Source organism: Marivita sp. S6314 (genome assembly GCF_023015985.1).
Lineage (GTDB): Bacteria > Pseudomonadota > Alphaproteobacteria > Rhodobacterales > Rhodobacteraceae > Marivita.
The window spans coordinates 559,677-583,968 of sequence record NZ_JALKAO010000001.1; the positions used below are offsets into that span (position 1 = coordinate 559,677).

At 60.9% G+C, this 24,292-nt stretch carries 21 protein-coding genes and 1 tRNA gene; 11 read left to right on the forward strand and 11 right to left on the reverse strand.

Translation table 11 applies throughout. From position 1 onward, the window contains the following. Window positions 1-56: 56 nt before the first annotated feature. Window positions 57-626: a DUF882 domain-containing protein gene (locus MWU54_RS02790; protein WP_247080618.1), complete on the forward strand. Its 570-nt coding sequence runs from the start codon at window positions 57-59 to the stop codon at window positions 624-626. A gap of 97 nt (window positions 627-723) precedes the next feature. Here the strand turns inward: MWU54_RS02790 and MWU54_RS02795 are convergent, their stop codons facing one another. The 5 genes from MWU54_RS02795 to MWU54_RS02815 form a co-directional block, all read right to left on the reverse strand. Continuing rightward, a complete protein-coding gene (locus tag MWU54_RS02795) occupies window positions 724-2,679 on the reverse strand; it encodes an autotransporter domain-containing protein (protein ID WP_247080619.1) in 1,956 nt (651 codons plus the stop codon). Window positions 2,680-2,854: 175 nt separating this feature from the next. After that, window positions 2,855-2,931, reverse strand: a tRNA-Arg gene (locus MWU54_RS02800). Between the two features lie 121 nt (window positions 2,932-3,052). Further along, on the reverse strand, window positions 3,053-5,200 hold the full coding sequence (locus MWU54_RS02805; protein WP_247080620.1) for a malate synthase G: 2,148 nt from the start codon (window positions 5,198-5,200) through the stop codon (window positions 3,053-3,055). 108 nt (window positions 5,201-5,308) lie between these two features. After that, entirely contained in the window at window positions 5,309-5,503 is a 195-nt protein-coding gene (locus MWU54_RS02810) for a DUF2256 domain-containing protein (protein ID WP_247080621.1), read from the reverse strand. Further along, complete coding sequence (locus MWU54_RS02815; RefSeq protein ID WP_247080622.1) at window positions 5,503-7,020, reverse strand: FAD-binding domain-containing protein; 1,518 nt, start codon at window positions 7,018-7,020, stop codon at window positions 5,503-5,505. The genes MWU54_RS02810 and MWU54_RS02815 overlap by 1 nt, the downstream gene beginning before the upstream one ends. Window positions 7,021-7,163: 143 nt before the next feature. On the opposite strand from MWU54_RS02815, the gene pepN reads away from it, so the two are divergent. The 4 genes from pepN to MWU54_RS02835 all read left to right on the forward strand — a co-directional run bounded on the left by pepN (window position 7,164) and on the right by MWU54_RS02835 (window position 11,888). Next, on the forward strand, window positions 7,164-9,713 hold the full coding sequence (gene pepN, locus MWU54_RS02820) for an aminopeptidase N (RefSeq protein WP_247080624.1): 2,550 nt from the start codon (window positions 7,164-7,166) through the stop codon (window positions 9,711-9,713). A 4-nt stretch (window positions 9,714-9,717) separates the two neighbouring features. Next, entirely contained in the window at window positions 9,718-10,455 is a 738-nt protein-coding gene (locus MWU54_RS02825) for an SDR family oxidoreductase (protein ID WP_247080626.1), read from the forward strand. Beyond that, complete coding sequence (locus MWU54_RS02830) at window positions 10,452-10,877, forward strand: hypothetical protein (RefSeq protein ID WP_247080628.1); 426 nt, start codon at window positions 10,452-10,454, stop codon at window positions 10,875-10,877. The genes MWU54_RS02825 and MWU54_RS02830 overlap by 4 nt, the downstream gene beginning before the upstream one ends. Window positions 10,878-11,018: 141 nt before the next feature. Next, window positions 11,019-11,888 carry a lysophospholipid acyltransferase family protein gene (locus tag MWU54_RS02835; protein WP_247080630.1) on the forward strand — a complete coding sequence of 290 codons (870 nt, stop codon included), beginning with the start codon at window positions 11,019-11,021 and terminating at the stop codon, window positions 11,886-11,888. A gap of 3 nt (window positions 11,889-11,891) precedes the next feature. Here the strand turns inward: MWU54_RS02835 and MWU54_RS02840 are convergent, their stop codons facing one another. Together MWU54_RS02840 and MWU54_RS02845 are read right to left on the reverse strand one after the other, a co-directional pair. Continuing rightward, entirely contained in the window at window positions 11,892-13,475 is a 1,584-nt protein-coding gene (locus MWU54_RS02840; RefSeq protein WP_247080631.1) for an asparagine synthase-related protein, read from the reverse strand. Window positions 13,476-13,616: 141 nt separating this feature from the next. After that, window positions 13,617-14,321, reverse strand: coding sequence for a transglycosylase SLT domain-containing protein (locus MWU54_RS02845; RefSeq protein WP_247080632.1), 705 nt, complete (start codon window positions 14,319-14,321; stop codon window positions 13,617-13,619). Between the two features lie 266 nt (window positions 14,322-14,587). Between MWU54_RS02845 and MWU54_RS02850 the strand changes: the two genes are divergently transcribed. The 3 genes from MWU54_RS02850 (at window position 14,588) to MWU54_RS02860 (ending at window position 18,369) form a co-directional block, all read left to right on the forward strand. Further along, the gene (locus MWU54_RS02850) at window positions 14,588-15,799 is read left to right on the forward strand and encodes a hypothetical protein (RefSeq protein WP_247080633.1); all 1,212 of its coding nucleotides are present in this window, start codon (window positions 14,588-14,590) and stop codon (window positions 15,797-15,799) included. A gap of 72 nt (window positions 15,800-15,871) precedes the next feature. After that, entirely contained in the window at window positions 15,872-17,386 is a 1,515-nt protein-coding gene (gatB, locus tag MWU54_RS02855) for an Asp-tRNA(Asn)/Glu-tRNA(Gln) amidotransferase subunit GatB (RefSeq protein WP_247080634.1), read from the forward strand. 566 nt (window positions 17,387-17,952) lie between these two features. Continuing rightward, a complete protein-coding gene (locus tag MWU54_RS02860) occupies window positions 17,953-18,369 on the forward strand; it encodes a DUF4177 domain-containing protein (RefSeq protein ID WP_247080635.1) in 417 nt (138 codons plus the stop codon). A 169-nt stretch (window positions 18,370-18,538) separates the two neighbouring features. Here MWU54_RS02860 and MWU54_RS02865 read toward each other — a convergent pair whose 3' ends face one another. Then, window positions 18,539-18,796, reverse strand: coding sequence for a BolA family protein (locus MWU54_RS02865; RefSeq protein ID WP_247080636.1), 258 nt, complete (start codon window positions 18,794-18,796; stop codon window positions 18,539-18,541). Between the two features lie 74 nt (window positions 18,797-18,870). Between MWU54_RS02865 and MWU54_RS02870 the strand changes: the two genes are divergently transcribed. After that, on the forward strand, window positions 18,871-19,503 hold the full coding sequence (locus MWU54_RS02870; protein ID WP_247080637.1) for a J domain-containing protein: 633 nt from the start codon (window positions 18,871-18,873) through the stop codon (window positions 19,501-19,503). Window positions 19,504-19,619: 116 nt separating this feature from the next. Here the strand turns inward: MWU54_RS02870 and MWU54_RS02875 are convergent, their stop codons facing one another. Continuing rightward, window positions 19,620-20,744, reverse strand: a complete 1,125-nt coding sequence (locus tag MWU54_RS02875) for an aminotransferase class V-fold PLP-dependent enzyme (protein WP_247080638.1) — start codon at window positions 20,742-20,744, stop codon at window positions 19,620-19,622. Window positions 20,745-20,984: 240 nt separating this feature from the next. Between MWU54_RS02875 and MWU54_RS02880 the strand changes: the two genes are divergently transcribed. Further along, entirely contained in the window at window positions 20,985-22,082 is a 1,098-nt protein-coding gene (locus MWU54_RS02880) for a Hint domain-containing protein (RefSeq protein ID WP_247080639.1), read from the forward strand. Between the two features lie 28 nt (window positions 22,083-22,110). Here MWU54_RS02880 and MWU54_RS02885 read toward each other — a convergent pair whose 3' ends face one another. Next, on the reverse strand, window positions 22,111-22,569 hold the full coding sequence (locus MWU54_RS02885; protein ID WP_247080641.1) for an Lrp/AsnC family transcriptional regulator: 459 nt from the start codon (window positions 22,567-22,569) through the stop codon (window positions 22,111-22,113). A 7-nt stretch (window positions 22,570-22,576) separates the two neighbouring features. Further along, on the reverse strand, window positions 22,577-23,032 hold the full coding sequence (locus tag MWU54_RS02890; RefSeq protein ID WP_247080643.1) for an Lrp/AsnC family transcriptional regulator: 456 nt from the start codon (window positions 23,030-23,032) through the stop codon (window positions 22,577-22,579). 133 nt (window positions 23,033-23,165) lie between these two features. Here MWU54_RS02890 and ilvC point away from each other — a divergent pair, with 133 nt between their 5' ends. Beyond that, entirely contained in the window at window positions 23,166-24,188 is a 1,023-nt protein-coding gene (ilvC, locus tag MWU54_RS02895; protein WP_247080644.1) for a ketol-acid reductoisomerase, read from the forward strand. The last annotated feature ends 104 nt before the right edge of the window (window positions 24,189-24,292 follow it).

Genomic DNA, 24,292 nt, shown 5'->3' on the forward strand with positions numbered 1-24,292 from the left:
GTTCGCGGAACGGCGCGGACAGACGACCAAGTGAACACGGGACAGGCACTTAATCCATGACTGACATAGCATCTGGCGGCATCACGCGTCGCGGACTTCTCGCAGCATTTGCAGCGACGGCAGTCACCGCGGCACCCAGCTACTCAAACGCAGCAGGCTTTCTGCGCGGCGGGGGCGATATCCGACGGATCCGCATGTATTCTGGCCGCACCGGTGAACGGATCGACATGATCTACTGGATCGAAGGCAAGTATATCAAAGACGCCGTCCGCGAAGTGAACCACTTCATGCGGGACTGGCGGACCAATGACGTGAAATCGGTTGACCTGCGCACCGTGGATATCATGGCAGCGGCGCACAACCTGATGGATGCCACCGAACCCTATATGCTGCTCAGCGGCTATCGCAGCCCGAAAACCAACGCGATGCTGCGGCGTCGGGGGTCTGGTGTGGCGAAAAATTCGTTGCACCTCAAGGCACAAGCGGCAGACTTGCGGCTCAATTCCCGCTCTGTCAACCAGATGGCCCGCGCCGCGGCGGCCTGCAAGGCAGGCGGCGTCGGACGGTACAGCGGCTCCAACTTCGTCCATATGGATTGCGGTCCGGTTCGGTCCTGGGGCCGGTAAGATATTCCACATCGCTGGATAGAAAAAGGGCTGCCCCATCGGCAGCCCTTTTCTGTTGGATCGGAACCGCAGCGACCTGCGGCTCCGGATGCGATCCTCAAAACGTCATCTTGTAGGTCACCGCGCCGGTGAACCCACGTGCGCCATCCAGCCCGACAGAACTGGCCCCCGTCACGCTCAGAAACGCGCCAGAGCCGAATTCCTTGACCACAGAGCCCGAAATATAGCCCCAGGTCTGGTCCGGACGCGGCGCTGACACGCTGCCCAGGGTATCGGCATTGGGGCCAAGCGACACTTCCAGAGGATCGTCATTGAAGTCATGCTCGATCGATCCCCGCAGGTTGAACGCCCAGCCATCCATGTTGGAGGGCGTGAAGATCGCCGACAAGCCCGCGGTGATCCGGCTTGATTCGTACTCGGTGTCACCAAACGACAAGCTGGCCGCGCCATCGGATTCCGTAAACCCGTCCAGCGCCACCCGTTCCCAAGTGTAATGCGCAAACGGGTTCAGCCGCACCTGATTGCTCAAGGTAAACAGACCCCCGCCACCGACGCGGGCGAACCGGTAGTCGCCTTCGGTGTCTGCGGTGTAGCGCTCTGTTGCAGGGCCGAGCGTGAAGCTTCGGGTGATGTCATCGACATTGATCCGGCCGCCGCCAAGGGCGGCGTTCAGATAGAAATTCGGCGACAATGCGATCTGGCCAAACACCACGCCGACCACCAGGTCACTTTCAAACCCGCCCGCGTCATTGTCAAAATCCACATCGCCGTAATCGAGGCTGATGCCCGCACCGATGGTGGCGTTGGGGGCAACAACGATGTCGGCCCCGGCCTTCAGGACCCGTGTCGCGCCTTCGATGCCCGGGGTGACCTGCTGCGCGTCGGCTTCGAACCGGCCGATATCCAGGCTGGCATAGACATCCACGTCGCCCACGTCGCGGCGACGGGGCGCCCCGTTTTCGTCCGTGGTGCGCAGCACTGTGGGGTTCATCCGGTTCTCGATGGACAAGCCGTGCTGGCGCAGCGCCGTCATCGTTGCGGCGGAAATCGCACCGGTTTGGGTGGCTGCCTGTAGCCCGGCAAAGGCCGCCTGGCCAAACAATTCATGCGCCGAGGTGGTCGGATGGACCCCGTCGGCAAAGACGCGCTCTTCGCTGTCGGCGCTCGCGTTGATCCCCTGCACACAGCTGAGCGAGGTGTCGGCACAGGCCGGGACAACCGCCGCATTGGGCGCGGTGAAGCCGTATTTCACCGGATCAGCCTGAACAGCCCCCAGCAGTTTCTGCGAATCTACGATCACCGCGCTGTCGCCGATCGAGGCCAGCAAGGTCGCATTGAAAGCATCTGTCAGCGCGGTCTGCAGCCCGGCCCCCTGCGGACCCGACGAGATACCGAACGGCGTTGAGCCAATATCGGGAACGGTGACCACGATCACCGACTCGGCCCCGGCGTCCTTGACCCGGCCAACAAGACCCACGAGTTCGGTTGCCGCTTGCGACATGTTGGCCGCCGCATCCTGCACCGAAATCGCACCTGCGCCCACGGCTCCGGCCTGCGAAAAGACGTCATTGGCACCGCCCCACAGGATCACGAGGTCGTTTTCACCCAGCTTCGGCCGGTCGGCCAGCAAACGGTCCACCTGCTCGGCCAGGGACCGGGTGGTGATGCCTTGTGACAGGTTAAACCCGATGCCGGTCGGATCCGTCACCCGCGACCCGCCCTCTGCATAGATCGTTCCGCCCAGCGCCTGCTCCGGCAGACCGGCAAGCGGCACCGAAGAATACACGTTTGGCCCCAGCGTCAGGCCAAGCTCCTGCCCCAGCACCTCGCCATAGGTCAGCGACGACCCGTCCGGCGCGTTGGTCAGGAACTTGTAATTGATGACCGGCAACGCCCCCATCGCGCCCGCCTGCACCGATTGCGAATAGGCCCCGGCATCGCTGAGCGAGTCGCCGATGATGAAGACATCATCAAACCGCAACTCTTCCGCCATTGTTAACCCGGCAACACTGGACAAGACCGTGCTCGCCAAAGCGAGTTTCTTGAAAGACATGGATGTTCCTCCCCTAGGCCACAGGTGACCATCGCGTTTTTTCATTGTGGTACAGGAACGGAAATGACGCGGGGGGAGTCAACGTAAATGTGAATGTGCGAACGGAAATTCGCGCTATCGGGCAAATGACCTTGCGTCCCAAGTGCGCGCGGGGTGCGTGCGGCTTAAAAAAAGATGGCGCACCTGAGAGGATTCGAACCTCTGGCCTCTGCCTTCGGAGGGCAGCGCTCTATCCAGCTGAGCTACAGGTGCCTGACGCTTCTATACGCGCGGGTTTTAGACAGCGCAAACGCAAATATGCAGGTTGCGCCGCCTTTTCTTGGCGGGTCGATGCGTTGACGTATCGACACGTTTCCGTCACCGGAAACGCCGCCTAGCGGGCGGCTTTCAGTTCCAGCCGACGCTGGTGCAGAACCGGTTCGGTATAGCCCGATGGCTGAACCCGGCCGTTGAACACCAGATCACAGGCCGCCTTGAATGCGATGCCGTCGAACGTCGGGGCCATCGGCACGTAGGCCGGATCGCCTGCATTCTGTTCATCCACCACCTTGGCCATCCGCTGCATGATGTCCTGAACCGTCTCTTTCGAAACAATGTCGTGATGCAGCCAGTTCGCGATGTGCTGCGCCGAGATCCGACAGGTCGCGCGGTCCTCCATGAGGCCGACATTGTTGATGTCCGGCACTTTGGAGCAACCGACCCCCTGATCGATCCAGCGCACCACGTAACCGAGGATGCCCTGCGCGTTGTTTTCCACTTCGCGGGTGATCTGCTCTTCGTTCCACTTGCGGTAGCTGGCCAGCGGAATGTCGAGAATGATGTCCACATGCGCGCGGCGACCCCCTTTGCGCAGCTTGTCCTGCACGGCGAACACATCGACCTTGTGATAATGCAGCGCGTGCAGCGTGGCCGCCGTCGGCGACGGAACCCAGGCGCAATTGGCACCCGATTGCGGATGCGCGATCTTTTGTTCGATCATCGCCGCCATCATATCGGGCATCGCCCACATGCCTTTGCCAATCTGCGCCTTGCCGCTCAGGCCACACTCAAGCCCGATATCCACATTGCGGTCCTCGTAACCGCCAATCCACGCCTTGCGCTTGATGAAGTCCTTGCGGCTGAATGGTCCGGCCTCCATCGAGGTGTGGATCTCGTCCCCGGTGCGATCAAGAAAGCCCGTGTTGATGAAGGCGACGCGATGTCTGGCGGCGCGGATGCATTCCTTGAGATTGACAGAAGTGCGGCGCTCCTCGTCCATGATCCCGAGTTTGACGGTGTTTTGCGGCAGCCCCAACGCCTTTTCGACAAAGCTGAACGTGTCATTGGCAAAGGCCACTTCGTCTGGTCCGTGCATCTTGGGCTTGACCACGTACACCGACCCGTTGACCGAATTGCGGGGGCCATCGGTTTTCAGAAGGTCATGTTTCGCAATGAGCGCGGTGATCATCGCGTCCATCAGCCCTTCGTAAATCTCAGAGCCGTCCTTCAGCAGGATCGCCGGGTTCGTCATCAGGTGACCGACATTGCGCACCAGCATCAGCGCGCGGCCTTTCAGCTTGACCTCTCCACCGCCCGGCGCGGTGTAGACCCGGTCCGGGTTCAGCGCTCGCGTGACAGTTTTTCCCGCCTTTTCAAAGCGTTCCGTCAGATCGCCTTTCATCAGGCCCAGCCAGTTGGCATAGGCCAGCGTCTTGTCTTCGGCATCCACACAGGCCACCGAATCCTCGCAATCCATGATCGCCGATATCGCGCTTTCCAGCCGCACATCGGCAAGGCCCGCCTGATCGCGGCTGCCGATGGGATGGGTGCGGTCAAAGACAAGCTCGACATGCAGACCATTGTTGCGCAGCAGCACCGCGTCCGGGGCCTTGGGATGGCCTTTATACCCGATGAATTTCGCCGGATCGGCAAGTGGAACATCGTCCACCAGCAACGCGCCGTCATGCACATGATAGCGGCGCGCGTCGGCATGGCTGGTGCCGGTCAGCGGAAAGGCTTCATCGAGAAACACCCGCGCGCGTGCCACCACCCGCGCGCCGCGCCCCTTGTCATAGCCGCCTTTGGGCGCGGGCGTGCCCATCGCGTCGGTGCCGTACAGCCCGTCATACAGACTGCCCCACCGCGCATTCGCCGCGTTCAGCACGTAGCGCGCGTTGGTGATCGGAACCACAAGCTGTGGCCCGGGCACCGACGCAATTTCAGGGTCGGTGTTCTGGGTTTCGATCTCGAACGGATCGCCTTCGTGGATCAGGTAGCCGATCTCGTACAGAAAGGCCTTGTACGCATCGTGGTCATGCGGCTGGTTGCGGTGCCGAATGTGCCAGTCGTCGATCTGCGACTGGAACGACTCGCGGGTTTTCAGAAGGTCGGCGTTTTTGGGGCCAAACTCATGCGCCAGCGTCGACAACGCGGCCCAAAAGGCGTCGGGCTCAACCCCGGTGCCGGGCAGTGCTTTGTCTACGACAAAGTCATGCAGCACCTGATCAACCTGCAATCCGTGACGTTCTATCCGCGCGCCCATGCGTCTGCCCTTTCGACTGTATACAACGGTACTCCATTAGAAAGAAAGTTTCCGATCTGCAACATGTGACAATCGGATTTTACCGGTCATCCGCGTCAAAAGCCGGCCTTACCGGGGTGACGCACCGCCTGTCCCGCCCGCGCTTTGGGCACCCTGCGGTTTGGCGCGCGCGCCGCGGCAACGCTGTGAGCAGTACCGGACCTCGTCCCAGACCTTTTCCCATTTCTTGCGCCAGGTGAACGGCCTGCCGCAGGTGGCGCAGATCTTGCTCGGCAGGTCGGATGTCTTGCGGTGCTTGGGCATTACAGATCCAGCTTTAACTGTCGGCTGTCCTGCGCCTTGCGCGTAGAGATCCGGGGCGCGCGGTCATTGACGAAATGCCCGGCGGCGTCCTTGCGGCTGGCATGTTTGTCGATCACCCGCTGCGTTTCGGCGCGGTCGACACCCGCGCGCATCGCAAAGATCTTCTGGCGTGCCATGCGCGCGGCCTCCGCAATCTCAATCACCGGGCGGGGATAGGTCGCGCCCAAAAGCCGCCCGGCGCCGTCCCATGTCCATGGCGTCTGAAGATGTGCATCCGGAACCTCCGCCAGTTCCGGCACCCAGCGGCGGGTAAACGCGCCGGTGGGGTCCTGATCCGTGCCCTGCTTGACCGGGTTGTAAATGCGCGGCGTGTTGATCCCGGTGGTGCCGGCTTGCATTTGCATTTGCGACCAGTGAATGCCCGGTTCGTAATCGGTGAACATCCGCGCCAGCACGCGCCCCGTGCTGCGCCAATCCAGCCACAGATGATAACTGGCCACGCTCACCACCATCGCCCGCATCCTGAAATTCAGCCAACCGGTGGCGCGCAGGGACCTCATACAGGCGTCCAGAAACGGCAGCCCTGTTTCGCCATTTTTCCATGCTGTCAGGCGCGCTGCATCGGGTTCCAGCGGACGCATGCCTTCATAGGCGCGGTGCAAACAGCGGTGTTCCAGTTGCGGTTCATCTTCCAGCTTTTGCATGAAATGGTCCCGCCACGCGAGGCGCGACTGAAAGGACTTCAGGCTCCCCGTCCAGCCATCACGCGCGCCGCCCCTGAGCTCGCGTTGTCGTGCGGCGCAGGCCTGGCTGGTTTCCCGCCCCGAAATCGTGCCAAGCGCCAGATGCGGGCTGAGCCGCGAACAGGCCACCGCTCCGCCCAACGGCGAAGACATGTCTTTGCGGTAAGTCCGCCCACGTTCCGTCAGAAACCCGCCCAGCAGGGACAGCGCCTGCGGACGCCCGCCAATCTGGCGCGAAGGGCATCGGTCCGGCGCGGTCAGGTCGGGAATTGGTGCGGATGGCAGATCCACTGGGGGCAACGCGGCGGGAGGCGCGACCTGCGGGTGTCTCAAAAACCTGTTGCGACGACCGGCCCATCCGTCCCGGCCGTCCAGCCGCCGCACCACCCCCGATTGCGGCAGTTCCGTCCAGGGGATGCCCTGCGCCCTCGCCCAGGCCGCGACCTGTTTGTCGCGTTCAAAGGTCCAGGTGTTGCCGGTTTCCTCGTGGCTGACGATCTGCGTGATGTGGATGGTTTTGTGTAAGGTTTCCAACACGTCCACCGCGTCACCGACACGAATGATCAGATCACTGCCCAAGCTGCGCAGTTGGGATTGCAGGTCTGTCAGGCTTTCGCGCAGAAACGCAAACTGTCGTCCCGACGTGTCCGGCAGCGTCCAGTACGCGGGTTCGACAATATAGAGCGGCACCACGGCGCTAAGCTCGGCGGCACGCGCCAGCGCCGGGTGATCATCGACCCGCAGATCACGTTTGAACCAAAGCAGTGTTGCCATGACAAATAAATTAGGCGGCGCGCGGCGGTTGAACAGGGCATTCCGGCAGGGTCGATACCAAATGTCTGGCAAGGCGTTTCCCTTCTTCCCGAACGCGGCTTAGACATGTGGGCAAAGCGAACCCTGCAAATTTGGAGCCCCACATGAAAGACGCCGCGCCAAAAACGATCTACCTCAAGGATTACACCCCCTTTGGATTTGTTGTGGACAGCGTCCATCTGACCTTTCGTCTTGCGCCAACCTCGACGCGGGTGATCAGCAAAATTGCCTTTGCGCCAAACCCCGAGGCGACGGACCGATCCTTTTTCCTGCACGGCGAGCAGCTTGACCTGAAATGGGCCAGGATCGACGGACAGGACATCGTGCCCACCCTGACAGAGGATGGCCTGCGCTGCGACGTGCCGGACCGCCCATTTACGTGGGAGGCCGAAGTTGAGATCAGCCCGCAAACCAACACCGCGCTGGAAGGGCTTTACATGTCCAACGGCATGTATTGCACGCAATGCGAAGCCGAGGGCTTTCGCAAGATCACCTATTATCCCGACCGACCCGACGTGATGAGCACCTTCACCGTACGGATCGAAGGTGACGAAAAGGTTAAGCTGTCCAACGGAAATCCGGTTGATCACGGCGATGGCTGGGCGGAATGGCACGATCCTTGGCCAAAACCCGCCTATCTTTTTGCCCTGGTGGCGGGCGATCTGGTCAACCATCCCGACAGCTTTGTCACCATGTCCGGCAAGCCCGTTGAATTGAACATCTGGGTGCGCCCCGGCGACGAAGGGAAATGCGCGTTCGGGATGGAAGCGCTCAAGAAATCAATGGCTTGGGACGAAGAGGTCTACGGCCGCGAATACGATCTGGACATCTTCAACATCGTGGCGGTCGACGATTTCAACATGGGCGCGATGGAGAACAAAGGGCTGAACGTTTTCAACTCCTCCTGCGTTCTGGCGTCGCCTGAAACCTCGACCGACGGCAATTTCGAAAGAATTGAAGCGATTATTGCGCATGAGTATTTTCACAACTGGACCGGCAACCGGATCACCTGCCGCGATTGGTTTCAGTTGTGTCTGAAAGAGGGGCTGACGGTGTTCCGCGACGCGCAGTTTACCGCAGATATGCGGTCCGAACCGGTGAAACGGATCAATGATGTGATCGACCTGCGCGCGCGGCAGTTCCCCGAAGATCAGGGCCCGCTGAGCCATCCGGTGCGTCCGGAGAGTTTTCAGGAAATTAACAATTTCTACACCGCAACGGTCTACGAAAAGGGTGCCGAAGTGATCGGCATGCTGAAAACACTTGTGGGGGAGGATGCCTATTCGAAAGCTCTGGACCTGTATTTTGACCGCCATGACGGGCAGGCTTGCACAATCGAAGACTGGCTGACCGTGTTCGAGGACGCGACGGGACGCGACCTTGAACAGTTCAAACTGTGGTATTCGCAATCGGGCACGCCGCGTGTCAGCGTGGCGGAGACGTGGTCAGACGGCACCTATACGCTGACGTTCAAACAGCACACCCCCCCGACCCCCGGACAGGACGTGAAAGACCCCAAGGTGCTGCCGATTGCCGTTGGCCTGCTCAACCCGAATGGCGACGAGGTGGTCCCGACGCAGATACTGGAAATGACACAGGCGGAACAAAGCTTTGCCTTCGACGATCTCGCGTCCCGACCAGTGCCATCTATCCTGCGCGGGTTCTCGGCTCCGATCGTGCTGGAGCGCAACAGCAGCCGCGAGGAACGCGTGTTTCTGCTGGCGCATGACACGGACGCGTTTAATCGCTGGGAAGCGGGTCGCAACCTGTGCCGCGACAGCCTGATGGCAACCATCCGCGACGGGGCGGGGCATGACGATGCCTGGCTCGATGCGCTTGAACGGGTGGTGCGTGACGACACGCTTGATCCTGCATTCCGCGCGCTCATGCTTGCGGGGCCGACCCAGTCGGAGCTGGCGCAGGTGCTGTTCGAGCAGGGCGTGACGCCGGATCCCGACGCGATCTGGGCGGCGGCCGACAGCCTCAAACGGCACATGGCGCAGCGGTGGCAAGGCTGGATTGGTGATACGATGCGCCGGGTTGCTGTCGACGCACCATACCAGCCGGATGCCACGCAGTCGGGACAGCGCAGTCTTGGCGCGGCGCTCTTGTCGCTTCAGACCGTGCTGGATGATGGCGCAGAAGCCCAGTCCCTTTACGACCGGGCGGACAACATGACCCTGCAACTGACCGCATTTACACAGCTTTTGCGGTCGGGCCATGGGGCTGCTGCAACGCAGGCGTTTTACGATCAGTGGAAAGACGACCGGCTGGTCATGGACAAATGGTTCGGCATCCAGGTGGGTGCGGCAGACCCCGCAGATGCGGTGGATGTGGCTCAGGCCCTGTCCCGGCATGATGCGTTCGATTGGAAAAACCCCAACCGGTTCCGCGCCGTGCTGGGGGGGTTGGCCATGAACCACGCCGGGTTTCACCGCAAAGACGGGGGCGGTTACGCGTTCTTGGCGGACTGGCTGATCAGGCTGGACGACAAGAACCCGCAGACCACGGCGCGCATGTGTTCGGTGTTCCAGACCTGGAAACGCTATGATGCAGATCGGCAGGCGCTGATCCGTGCCCAGTTGGAGCGAATCAAGGCCAAACCCAACCTGAGCCGCGATACCGACGAAATGGTCACGCGGATCCTGGGGTGACAGCATGGCAACGCTTCTGATCACGGGAGGCAGCGCCGGGATTGGCGCGGCCACCGCACGGATGGCCGCAACACGCGGATATGACCGGATCCTGATCACTTACAGCCAGGACACGGCGGGGGCGGACAAGGTACTGCGCGACCTTGCCCCTACGGGCATATCCGCCCAGGCCATTCAGGCCGACGTGACCGACATGTCGGCCATCACGGATCTGTTTGATCAGGTCAGATCCCTGCCGGATGCGCCACTGCATCTGGTCAACAATGCCGGGATCGTGTCCCCCACAGGGTCATTGCAGGATCTGACGCCCGACCGGGTGGCGCGGGTCTTTGCGGTTAATGTGTTTGGCGCCATCGAAATCGCGCGGCAGGCCGTGCGCTATATGCAGGATCGGCGCGGTGGGCATGTTGTGAACATCTCCTCTGCGGCGGCGCGGCTTGGCAGCCCGCACCAATATATCGACTATGCCGCGACCAAGGGCGCGATCGAGACAGTGACCATCGGTATGGCGCATGAGCTGGCCGCGGACGGCATCCGCGTCAACGGGGTGCGGCCCGGGCTGATCGAAACGGGCATTCATGCCAAGGGCGGTGTGCCGGACAGGCTGGCACAGATCGGACACACGCCGCCGCTGGGCCGACCCGGCACACCAGACGAGGTTGCAGAGGGCATTTTGTGGCTCTTGTCGGACGCGGCACGGTATGTGACCGGCACGTTTCTGGATGTGACCGGCGGGCGATGATTTTGGATCACCACATCAGCGCGCGACGGCCCAAGGCCCTGCTGATCATCGGGGGGATTTGGCTGGTCCTGCTTGGACTGTGGGCCGGTCTTGAGGCCGCTTGGTGGATCCTTGCGCCCATCGCGCTTTTCACCGTTCCCGCCATGATCGAAGCCTGGCGCGGGGATGTCGCGCGCCTGACGCTGGACCACGACACGCTGAGCTGGACAAGCGCGCGGCAGTCCGGAACGCTGGCGCTGAGCGACATTGACCATGTCCGCTTTGACACGCGGCTCGATTTTGCGGTCAACGCGCGAGTGAAGCTGATCACCGGGTCAACGCTGCGCCTGCCCATCGAAGTCGTGCCGCCCTACCCGGTGTTCTGCGCCGCGCTGGACAAGGCAGGTCTGCGGCATGAACGCCATCACTTCGGCTTTTTCTGACGCAAGGCACCGACGGGCGCGGCCGGCACACCGGCAGGCCTTTGCGCAAAACCCGCCGGTTGCGCGCCGCCCCTTGCCACGTCTTGCAACTGGGACGAAGCTGTCACGCACCTGTGATGCAGCTCTGTCAGGAGAGCGCATATGAAAGACCGCCTCGATCCCTTGATCAAGGACCGCGCACCATGGTTGTTTGGCCCGCATGCGGCGGCGAAACTGGCGCGCCCGGTGCTGGACCGGGTCCTTAGATACAAGCAAACGGTAGATCTTGCCGAACGGTTTGCATCGCTGTGTAGCGATGACATCCTTGACACCATGGCCAACCGGCTGGCCCGGCATGTTTCGGTGACCGGTCTGGATCACCTGCCGCGACGGGGCGCGGCGCTGGTGGTGGCCAACCATCCGACCGGCATCGCTGACGGTGTGATCCTGCATTCCGTGCTGCGCCGGATCAGGCAGGATGCGTATTTCTTCGCCAATCACGACATCCTGAAAGTCCTGCCCCAACTTGCCGATCGCATTGCCCCGGTCGAATGGCGCAAGGATCGGCGCAGCCATGCCAAGACCCGCGAGACGATGATCTTTGCGCGGCGGGCGGCGCAAGACGGGCGGCTCGGGGTGATTTTTCCGTCCGGTCGGCTGGCAAAGCGACGCGGGATGCGGTTGCATGAACGGCCCTGGATGCCGTCTGCGGCGATGCTGGCGCGCAAATTCGATGTGCCGGTGATTCCGATCCACATTCAGGCGCGCAATTCGGGCATGTTTTACCTGTTTGACGCGCTTCACCCCACCTTGCGGGACATCACCCTGTTTCACGAGACGCTGAACAAGGACCGCCAGCCGTTTCAGATCAGGATCGGAGAGCCGATTTCCCCCAAAGCGCTGCCGGACCATGCAGAGCATGGCATCGCCTTGCTGCGCCGCGCCACGCTGGCCTTGGGGGAACCGCAGATGCGGGGCGTTTCCCTTTGGGATGCGTCGCGGTCGAACCCAAGCGGTGCCCGACAGATGTAACCGTCACTGCGCCGCAATCGGAACCGCATCTGGCCGATAGCCGTTTTCGAAGCGCTGCCGAACGGTCTCCATCCTGTCCTGCGTGAACGCGCTCCAATCACCGCCCGGCTCAAGAACCGACAGGTCGGGTCCCGCCTCTTTGTAGTAGGGGATCGCGCACAGATCCGGGTCCATCCGGTAAAGCAGGTCATTCACAGGGGCGATGGTGCGCCGGTAGTCCACATTCAACGCAAGAGACAATTCAATAATGCGACGGCTGTTGAAGGGCGACATGTAGAAATGCCGATGAAACCCGTTGAACAAGGCCCCGACGGTCGAATTGTAATACACCTCAAGGAACATGAAATCGAGCGGCGATTCCATCGCGACTGGTGGCAGGGTCCGGCGCCACGCCATGAAGTCGGGGCGCAGAGTGCGGAACACCTCGTCGTTGAATTCGTCGACCGGCACGGGAAACAGGCGTTGCATCTGCCAGTCCAGCACTTTCCAGCGGGTGCGTTTGCTGGTCAGCACATAGACGGCCCGCAACAGATCCGTCAGGTGCCCGCGCAGCACAACCTTGTCGTCGCCAATCAATTGCTGGACGTTCTTGGCCAATTCATCCGGAAACGCGAGCGGCGCGCCAACGGCGGTCTGGAAAATCCGTGTTTGCTGACGTTTTTCGAACTTGGACCGGGGCGGCGGCGGTGGCGACCGCCAGGCGTGGGTTTCGTGGTCCACACCCAAATGGCGGGCGATCACCTTCGCGACGGCATTGTCGTACCGGGTCGAATAATTGGTGATGTGCGTGAAGCACTGATCAACTTTCTTGATATGCTCTCCGGCAAGGCCTGCAATCAGGCGGCTGTCGGACCCGCCCGACAGCGGCATCGCGGTTGAGAAATGCGCGGTGATTTCGCCAATCGCGTGCCGCGCATGGCGGATGATGTCGTCGTAGATATCGCCATACGCGTCCACCGGTTGTTCCAAATGGTCGATCCGGGGCCAGAACCGGTAATCGGTGTAATTCACCAGATCAAGGTAGAAGCTGCCGTTCAGGCGGCGCACATGGCGATCCCGCGTGTGGAACAGGGTATATTTGCCCCCCCGATTCGTGACCGCATCATGATCGAAGAGCGGGTTCAGCTCGACCTCGCGATCCAGCACAAGGTTCAGCGACGAACCGACCAGCTCGGCGTCGCAATTCACCACACAGCCAATCATGGCGACCGGATCGGTGTAGACCCGTTCTTCGATTCCTGCTGTGACAACAAAGACATAGCGCCCGCAGACGTCATTGATGTAATCGTGAAAGCGGTCAAACACCTGCGGATCATTGACGTCAATCGTCGGCAGGGTGCGAACCCCCTTGATCAGGCCTTCGGGATCCACGGCGATGCCCAGCACAAACCCGAACATCTCTCCGTTCCGGTCCCGCAGTTCAGCGCGGTGCAGTTTGGGACCGGCATAAATAAACCGCCGCCGCCCAAGTTGCATCATATCCAGCCCGGGCAGATCGCGCGGCTTGCGGGAGATGACGTATTGATAGGCAAAAACGGTCGAAAGCTCTAGTTTCGACTGTTCTGCCAGCTCGACTGCCTTGATCATGCCTGCTTCGCTTTTGGTTTTGCGAGCAAGTGTAACCGCGTCGCGTTTCCAAACCCAAAAGGGATTCGCGAAATCTCAGAAAGTTTTTGGATATTGAGTCCTTCAGGTCTCAATTGCCGGTGGCGACCCCGGCCTATCTGCCTAGCGCGCGGATCCGGGACCCATGGTCGAGAGCACTTCGGATGTCGGCCTGTCCTTGCGCGCTACCGGGCGCAAAGATCGCGACAAGCCTGCGCAATAGGGTTGGGACCGCATCCAGGTCATCATGTCGTGACGTTTCTTGCGGCTGTGGAACGGCCCCCAATCCGCAGCGACCCCGCGCATGCCATAGGATACGACCCCGTCACGTGGAACGGTGGTCGACATGATGCGTAATGCGCATTGCAGGTTGGCTCCGCCGTTCTTGAGCGCGCTGCGCGATGTGGCGTTGCAGCGATACCCGCGTGCCGTTGCCGGCAGGATCTGCAACAGCCCGTACCATTTGCCGCCACCACCGACCGCGGTGGGCCGGAAGGTGCTTTCATGCTTGGCCAAGGCAGACAGAAGCCCGATCCAGAACGCCTCGCGCGCGGAGGTGTCATTGGTGGTGTAGGCCGGGCACCAGTTCGCGATATCGCGCGGTTCCGTTTTGGGCAGAACACTGGCGTGACTGCGCAGGGCTTTCAACGCGGCCCGTGACCAGTTTTCGGCTTCGGAGCGATGGCTCCAGCGCATTTCGGGAAGCGGCGTGAAACTGCGGGCGACAGGACGCAACGAGGACGACAGCGATATGGTCGCCTGTCCATCCACCACTGTGGCAGGTGTTGCCGACACGGCCCCACTCAGACCGACTGCAAGCACTGCCACGCCTATCATCCCCCAGCGCAACATCGCGCGTATGTGCCCGAAAACCTTCGCTGGATCAAGTAAAACCCAGCCTTAGGCGCGCAATCCGGTCATGATCCGCGGGTTTTCGCCAATGCCACAATACGCTCGGCAGACATCCGCGCGCGCCCCCAGATTACCGCTGCGAAAGCATGTTGGTGCCCGATTTGCGACACGATTTTCCGGCATACAGACTGCAACAAACACACACGTCCGGCACGACGCCGGAGCATCTGAAGGCGAGGCCCATGCCTGTTTTGGACAATTTGACCTCTTTGATCCGGAAAGCCCGGAATTCGGCGGAAACCCCGCTGTCAGATGGCGGCGTCATCAACATTGATGCGCTGCATACGGCCCCGAAGCTGACCCTGCCCGAGAAGAAAACAAGCGCCGAAGAAGACGCGCGGTCGGCCCTTTTCGAAGAAGGGCTTTTTCTGGCCCGTCAGGATGCCTGGACCACACTAGGTGACCGGATCTGTCGTTCTGACGCCGCGCGGAAGATGACGCCGGGTGGTGTGCCTGAGGCCGAGTTGCTGGCCGAAGGCGCACGCGCCGACGCGGTCACCGCCGCGACCCGTGCGGTCAAGGCAAGCGACGAAACAACAGCCGCCGCGATCCTCGATGACATGGCCCTGATCTTTGAAGAGACGCCGAACAATCATGCCGTGGCCTATGTGATTGCGATGGCGCATATCGATATTGGCTGGGCGTGGCGCGGCGAAGGGTGGCGGCAGGACATTCCTGCGGCCCATCGCGCCGCCTTTTTCCGCCACTTCAAGGCCGCAAGCGATCTGATCGACGCGTTTGATCCGTTTGAACTGGACTCGCCCATGCTGGCATCGGTGCGCTGTGCCCTGTTGTCAGCCGAAACGCGCCCCCGGACGCGGGCCAGCGACGACTACGAGGATCTGATTGATCTGGCACCCGGCGCTGGAAAATACATGCGGGCCTTGGGCAATCACATGCTGCCCCGTTGGTTCGGCAGTCACGAACGCCTCGAACACGAAGCCCAGCGGACCATGGCCCGCACCCAGGATATCTGGGGCGCAGGAGGGTACACATGGACCTATCTTGATGCCCTCAGCGTCGATGATGGCGCGTTCGGGCTGTTGGACGCTGCGCTGTTCTGCTCGGGAATGCGGGACATCCTTGATCGCCAGAGCGACCAGCACACAATCAACACCTTTGCCGCCTATACGGGCAGCGCACTGGATCCGGACGGGATCAACCAGGACGCCCGCGCCCAGATCGCCGATTGTTTTGACTGGATCGTGACCGACTATCTGCGCGAGGTTCACCCGCGCGTCTGGTATGCGGCCAAGGGCGTTTGGGCCTGTGGTCTGGACGATCAGGCACGCCTCGCCAAAGGGCGTCACCGCGCCTGGGCCGCCCTTGATCGCCATGCCTCCGGATTGCCGCCGGTGACGGCCCCAAACTCAGATCCACGCGCAACCGGCTAAACCCGCCGAACCCCTTGCCCCCTGCCCCCCTCTGGCGTATTCCACGCGGCGTTCACGCCGAGAGGAATTGCCATGTTGGACCTGAGCTTTGAGACCCCGAAACCCAAGGTGATTGCCGGGGCGAAGCATGACTGGGAACTTGTGATCGGGATGGAGGTCCACGCGCAGGTGGCCTCCAAGGCGAAACTGTTTTCCGGCGCGTCCACGCAGTTCGGGGCCGAACCCAATGCAAACGTTGCCTTCGTGGATGCGGCGATGCCGGGGATGTTGCCGGTCATCAACGAGTTCTGTGTTGAACAGGCGGTGCGCACGGGGCTGGGCCTCAAAGCACAAATCAACCTTGTAAGTGCCTTTGATCGCAAGAATTATTTCTATCCAGACCTGCCCCAAGGCTACCAGATCAGCCAGCTGTACCACCCGATTGTGGGCGAAGGCGAAGTGATCGTGGACATGGAGCCCGGTATCGCGCGGCGTGTGCGGATTGAACGCATTCATATTGAACAGGATGCGGGCAAATCGATTCACGACATGGATCCGGCAATGTCTTTCGTGGATCTGAATCGCACGGGCGTTGCGTTGATGGAAATTGTCAGCCGCCCGGACATCCGCGGACCCGAGGAAGCGGCGGCCTATGTTGTGAAGCTGCGCCAGATCCTGCGGTATCTGGGCACGTGCGACGGAAACATGCAGAACGGCAACCTGCGGGCGGATGTGAACGTGTCGGTCTGTCGTCCCGGTCAGTACGAGAAGTATCAGGAAACACAGAATTTTTCCCATCTTGGCACGCGCTGCGAGATCAAGAACATGAACTCCATGCGCTTCATCCAGATGGCGATTGATTATGAAGCGCGGCGTCAGATCGGGATTCTGGAAGCGGGCGGCAAGATTGATCAGGAAACGCGGCTGTACGATCCGGATAAAAATGAGACAAGATCAATGCGTTCCAAGGAAGAAGCGCATGATTATCGCTACTTCCCCTGCCCGGATTTGCTGCCTTTGGAGATCGAGCAAGCCTGGGTGGACGACATCGCGGCGTCTTTGCCAGAGCTTCCTGATGAGAAAAAAGCGCGGTTTGTCAAGGACTTCGGGCTGTCTGAATATGACGCGGACGTGCTGACGGCGGAGACAGACAACGCGGCGTATTTCGAAAAGGTTGTTGATGCGTGCGGTGATGGGAAACTGGCGGCGAACTGGGTGATCAACGAACTGTTCGGTCGTCTGAAAAAGGAAGATCACGACATCACCGATAGTCCGGTCTCTCCGGCGCAACTGGCGGGAATCATTGGACTTATCAAAAAGGGCGACATCTCGGGCAAGATCGCGAAGGACCTGTTTGAGATCGTTTATACCGAAGGCGGAGACCCGGCAGACATTGTCGAAGCGCGCGGCATGAAGCAGGTCACGGACACCGGTGCGATTGAAGCCGCCGTTGACGAGATCATCGCGGCGAACCCGGCGCAGGTTGAAAAAGCCAAGGAAAATCCGAAGCTTGCGGGCTGGTTTGTGGGTCAGGTGATGAAGGCCACAGGTGGCAAGGCGAACCCTAAGGCGGTGAATGAAATCGTCGCGAAGAAGCTGAACGGGTGAATTTGGCGCTTTTTTTCGCGTGGGTGTTGCCGGGCTGACGCCCGGCCTACGGGGAAAGCGCGGTTTGTACGGTTCAGGCGTACAAAACTGCGGAGTAATGCGAGAAAACGGGCCATTTCGGTCCGTTTTTTTGTTTTTGAGGGTGTTGGGTGCGCTGTTGTCCGGTTTGTACGAGTGCAGCGTACGGCTCAGCGGGATTGGGTTGTCGAGCAGACCGACGCCCGTTGACCCGGGGGGCACATGCGAATTCGGGATGAATATTGACGGCGGTGACCGGGAGTCCGCGCGGTTTTTCAGAAATTCGCAACCTTTTTGATGTTAGATGAAGGTCCCAGCGCGTGATGCTTCGCGGGGGAAATGTCTGCGGATAAGCCGGTATCCGTGACGAAGAACGTGAAATGAGACCTTGGGAAAATTGAAGGAGATGCGAAAGATCTTGGAACTGTCTGGGGCTCTGGTGATGCCGGGCTGACGCCCGGCCTACGGGTTGGGTGTCTGGATTGCAGGCTGGTCTCGGGGCGTGGCCTTGGGTATGAGAGCGTCGGGTCAGTTGTGAGGCGGCGTGGATGTTTGAATACAAGGTGGTTCCGGCCCCGACGAAGGGGGTCAAGGCCAAAGGCGTAAAGGGCGCGGAAGCGCGATTCGCGTTTACGGTGGAACAGGCAATCAACGATCTGGCGGCAGATGGTTGGGAATATGTCCGCACGGATGTCTTGCCGTCCGAAGAACGTGTCGGCCTGACCGGGTCGGTGACGAACTGGCGCAACCTGATGGTATTTCGGCGCGGGATTGCGGTGGCGGACGATGCGCCTGCAAGTGAGGCGGCCCCTGTACGGGTTGAGCCCGTGCTGACGGCGGCGGCGGTGTCCTCCGCAGTGCCGGAGGGCGGCGGGATTGCCGAGGCGGAGGCACAGGAGACGGACGCCGAGGCGCGCGAGGCCGAGGCCTACGAGGAAGGGTCCGAGGAAACGCGGCCTACTTGAGTGTTTATCTGCGCGTTGTGCGCTTTGGCGATACGTATGGTTTGCCGGGTGGCGGGCGTGGTTTGCCGGGTGGTAGGCGTGGTTTGCCGGTTTGCCGGGCTGAAGCCCGGCCTACGGTGGGGGGGCCGACGATCCGTGACGACTCAGTCGTTGCCCCGGCGACCGTTGACTAGTCGTCGAGGTCCATTGAGAGGGCGTGGATGGCCGACACCAGCTCGGGGCCGAGGGCTTTGTGCACCATGCGGTGGCGGTTGATGCGGGATTGTCCGGCGAAGGCGTCGGCGCGGATGATCACGTGGAAATGGCTTTCGCCGCCCTCCTGATAGCCGGCATGGCCGCGATGGCTTTCGCTGTCATCGCGCACGGTGAGTTCACGTGGCGACAGGGCGTCGCGCAATCGTGTCTCGATCTGTTCGGTCCGCGTCATTTTTTCTGCCTCATGTGGTTCACTCTGCTGCGCTTTGGTCTAAACTGTCGCCTCCGAGTCGAAAAGGGCAGGCAATGAGCAAATCAGATCCATTCGGTTTCGATATGTCGATCAAATCGGCAAAGAAGAAAAACCCACGCGGGCGTCGGGGGATGTCCGGCGCGTCCGAGACGTCGACCCGGGTGTGCGACCATGATGGCTGCCAGGAGGCCGGCAAGTTCCGTGCGCCGAAAGCGCCGGACGTTTTGGATGATTTTTTCTGGTTCTGCCAGGAGCATGTGCGCGAGTACAACACCAAGTGGAACTTCTTTGACGGCAAGACTGAAGCCGAGATGAATGCGCAGATGTCCGATGACAAGGTCTGGGAGCGCAAGACGAAGGATTACCGCGATCCCGAGGCTAAGGCCTGGGCCCGGTTGGGGATTGAGGACCCGCATCAAGTGTTGGGGGACAATGCGACGCGTAATCCCGGACGTGCGGGGGCAGCGAGCGGGCATACCAAGCGGCTGCCGCCAACCGAGCGCCGCGCCATCGAGATCCTGGAAGCGCGGGACACCTGGACCAAGGCCGAGGTGCGCAAATCCTACAAGGCGCTGATCAAGGTGCTGCACCCGGACATCAATGGCGGGGACCGGTCGCAGGAAGAGCAGCTGCAGGAGGTGGTTTGGGCCTGGGACCAGATCAAGGACAGCCGGAACTTCAAATAAACGCGGTGCCTGATGCTTCGGCCAGGCGCGCCTATCTCTGGAAAAGAAAGAAGCCGGTGGTGGATTTCTCCTCCCCGGCTTCTTCTTTTTCCAAATATGCAAATGCAACTGTCGGCTTACAGAACCTCGTCGAGGACCGAGGTGAGGCGTTTCACCGTGCCATCGACGTCATAGAGTTTGTCGAGGCCGAACAGCCCGAGGCGGAAGGTGCTGAATTCCGGCGGCTCATCGCATTGCAGCGGGACACCGGCGGCGATTTGCATGCCTTTGGCGGCAAACGCCCGGCCGGATTGGATTTCGGGGTCCGAGGTGTAGCTGACCACCACGCCCGGCGCGCCGTAGCCGTCGGCGGCCACCGAGGTGATGCCGCGGGCCTTGAGATCGGCGCGCACGGCGTTGCCCAGCGCCCATTGCTGGTCTTTGAGTTTTTCAAACCCGTAATCGCGGGTTTCCAGCATGGTGTCGCGGAAGGCTTTGAGACCATCCGTCGGCATGGTGGCGTGATAGGCGTGGCCGCCGTTTTCATAGGCCATCATGATCTGGTGCCATTTCTTCAGATCGGTCACGAAACTGTCCGAACTGGTGTCCTCCATCCGAGCCAGCGCGCGGTCGGAGAGCATGACGAGACCCGCGCAGGGCGTGGCGGACCAGCCTTTCTGCGGGGCCGAGATCAGAACATCTACACCGGTAGATTTCATATCGACCCAGGCGCAGCCGGACGCGATGCAGTCGAGCACCATCAGCGCGCCGACCTCGTGCGCGGCCTCTGCCAGGGCGGTGACATAGGCGTCGGGCAAGATGATGCCGGCGCTGGTTTCCACGTGGGGGGCGAAGACGATATCGGGTTTTTCTTCGCGGATGCGGGCGGTGACGTCCTCGATCGGGACCGGTGCGAAGGGGGCGGTGGGTTCATTGCCGGTCTGGCGGGCCTTCATCACGATGGTGTCGCCACCGAACTTGCCCGCGTCGAAAATCTGGGTCCAGCGGTAGGAGAACCAGCCGTTGCGCACGATCAGCGTTTTGGCCCCCTGCCCGAACTGACGCGCTACGGCTTCCATGCCGTAGCTGCCGCCACCGGGCACCAGGACGACGGCATCCGCGTTATAGACCTCTTTGAGCATGCCAGAGATGTCGGTCATGACCTTCTGGAACGTCTTGGACATGTGGTTCAGGGACCGGTCGGTGAAGACGACCGAGAATTCTTCGAGACCGGTGGGGTCAACTGTATCGAGCAAAGCCATGCGATTTCTCCTCTTCGTCCGAAGGGGTACCGAATGTGGGCGTGAGGCGCAAAGCCTACTTCGGTATACCAAGCCATTCTGGTGGCTGTTCCGGGACCGGCGGCGGCGCGGATCGGAAACCGTGTGCCCCGTTTGGCAACAGCCTGTCGGCCATTTTGCCGGATCGGTGGATTTGTCCTTAACCCTGCGTTAACATGCTAAAATAACAGGCAGGGCTGAAGCCCTGAAGGCAGAGCAGATATGGCAACGACAACGTTGTTGTTGAACGGGTTCAGCGTTGTTGGAGATCCCCAGACAACAAACGCGAACGCATCGAATGGCGGGGAGTACATGCTTCACAGCGCCACGGCGCTGTTCGAAGACAATGATATCATTGTCTATGTCGTCGACAATGTCACCGTTGACGGTGTCCTAACCGAAGAGTCGGTGGTCACATCGATCATCGTCTATGACAATGCCTCTGACTATTACAACGACGTTGCCAAATACACCTATACCGGCAGCGCTGATGTCGATTTCGGACGCCGGACCATGGGCGACCGGTATCTGGAGATTGATGCGTCAGGATTGACCTCGACCGATGCGGGGGCACCGGTACTTGGCGACGTGGCAGCGATTGCCGGTGTAAACATTCTTGAAACGCTGGCCACACAGAACGGGCCTTTGCGTGTCGATACAAACGAAGATATTGACCTGAACGATGATGGCCTCATCAGCGGTGGTGAGGTCGGGGACGGTGCGTTTTCGTCGGAAATTGCCAATGGGTTGGTGGTGATCTGTTTTGCGCGCGGCACGTTGATCGAGACGCCCGAGGGACCACGGTTTATCGAGACATTGCGCAAAGGCGATCTGGTCACGACGCTGGACGGGGGGCCGCAGGCGGTCACATGGATTGGCCATATCCGGGTGCCGGGTGAGGGACCAAACACGCCCATTCGCATCCGGCGCGGTGCGCTGGAGAATATACGGGATCTGTGGGTGTCGCCAAATCATCGGATGCTGTTGCGCGGCACGGCGGCAGAGTTGATGTTCGGGGAGACCGAAGTTCTTGTCGCGGCCAAGCATCTGGTAAACGGGACCACCATTGTCGAAGCGCCCTGCCCGGTTGTTGAGTATTGGCATATCCTGTGTGAAGGGCATCATCTGGTCTTCGCCGAAGGCTGTGCGGCCGAGACGCTTTATCCCGGCCAGATGGCGTTGCAGAGCGTGGATGACGCAGACCGGGACGAGATTTTGGGGGTGCTGCCGGAGCGATGTTTGGACGGTTTCACCGGGCCAATGGCGCGCTACACGTTAAAGCGGCATGAGGCAGAACTATTGCGCGTGCAGGTCGCTTGACGGTCGTGTGCGCAGCGTACCGCTTGTTCTATCCGATAGGGCCGGAGAGGCGTTCTTCGGACAGCAGCACATTGGCGTCGATATTGCCGACACCGGGCAACATCATGATCCTGCGGCGCAGCACGCGTTCGAAATCGGTGATATCGCGGGCGACGACGCGCAGGCGGTAGTCATAGGACCCCAGCACGTGTTCGACGGTCTGCACTTCGGGGATGGCGGTGACAGCGCGTTCGAAATCTTCCAGACTGACCCGGCCTTTGGTGGCGAGCTTGATGCCGAGGAAGACGGTGACGCCGAATCCCAGCGACTGCGCGTCAAGATCGAGGCGCTGGCCGCGGAAGATGCCCGCATCGCGCAGGCGTTTGAGGCGGCGCCAGGCGGCGGGTTGGCTGAGGCCGAGTTGACGACCCAGAGCGCCTGCGGAAATCAGGGCGTCCAAGGCCACGGCGCGGATCATTGCGCGGTCTGTTTCGTCGAGGTCGATCACAGGGTCCTCACAGGGGAAGTGTTTCGTCGAACTTGACGCGGGCGACGTGCATCAGGGCCTCGATATCGGCGATATGCGGGAGGGTCAGGAGCTTGTCGCGGTAGACCTCCTGGTAGTGGGGCATGTCGCGGGCGATGACGGACAGGCGGGCGTCGACCTGGCCAAGGAAGGTTTGCGCCTCGATCACCTCGGGCACCTTGCGAGCGGCGGCGAGGAATTCGTCAAAGGCGCGGGGTTGGGTTTTGTCGAGCTGGACGCGCAGGGACACTTCGACGGTGTAGCCCAACGCGGGCCAGTTGATCACCGAACGCACGGCGCGGATCACGCCGGAGGCGCGCATCTTGTCGATGCGGCGGGCCAGCGTGGAGGCGGTGACCCCTGCCCTGTCGGCCAGTTCGGCCGTGGGCAGATCGGGGGCGGCCTGAAACTGGCGCAGGATTCGGAGGTCGGTGGCATCAAGCATGAATTTTTCGTATCATGGCAGGATTGAGAATGAAATCCCCGGAAAAAGCGAAAACCCTTGCTGCTTCGACATCTGTGGCTGTGGAAAATCCCTATTGTGCAGATCAATCGAAACGCAGTTCAAGGGGAACACCATGCGCGTATATTATGACCGCGATTGCGACATTAACCTGATCAAAGACATGAACGTGGCCATTCTGGGCTACGGATCACAGGGCCACGCCCATGCGCTGAACCTGCGCGACAGCGGTGCCAAGAACGTCGTTGTGGCCCTGCGCGAAGGATCGCCATCGGCCAAGAAAGCCGAAGCCGAAGGCCTGAAGGTCATGGGTATTGCCGAAGCGGCGGCCTGGTGTGACCTGATCATGTTCACCATGCCCGATGAATTGCAGGCGGAAACCTACAAGAAATACGTGCATGACAACCTCAAAGACGGCGCGGCGATGGCGTTTGCGCATGGTCTGAACGTGCATTTCGGTCTGATCGAGCCCAAGCCCGGTGTGGACGTGATCATGATGGCCCCCAAAGGCCCGGGCCACACCGTACGCGGCGAATACACCAAGGGCGGCGGCGTGCCCTGCCTTGTGGCGGTGAACAACGACGCGTCCGGCCGCGCGCTGGAAATCGGTCTGTCCTATTGTTCCGCCATCGGTGGCGGCCGGTCCGGCATCATCGAAACCAACTTCCGCGAGGAATGCGAAACCGACCTGTTTGGTGAACAGGCGGTTCTGTGTGGCGGTCTGGTTGAGCTGATCCGTTGCGGGTTCGAAACACTGGTGGAAGCCGGGTATGCCCCCGAGATGGCATATTTCGAGTGTCTGCACGAAGTGAAGCTGATCGTGGACCTGATCTATGAAGGCGGCATCGCCAACATGGATTACTCGATTTCCAACACAGCCGAGTACGGCCAGTACGTGACCGGCCCGCGCATCCTGAACTACGATGAAACCAAGGCGCGGATGAAAGACGTTCTGACCGACATCCAGCAGGGCAAGTTCGTGCGCGACTTCATGCTTGAAAACGCGGTTGGTCAGCCCACGATCAAAGCGGCGCGTCGTGCCAATGACGAGCACATGATCGAGGAAACCGGTGCCAAGCTGCGCGGCATGATGCCATGGATTTCCGCGGGCAAGATGGTCGACAAAGAGAAGAACTGATCGCCGGATTTTGGCGACAGGATCGGAAGGGCGGCTGTCAGGGCCGCCCTTTTTGCGTGATCGTGCCTGTGTGGGGGGACGATGCGCGGACGCATCGTGACGTT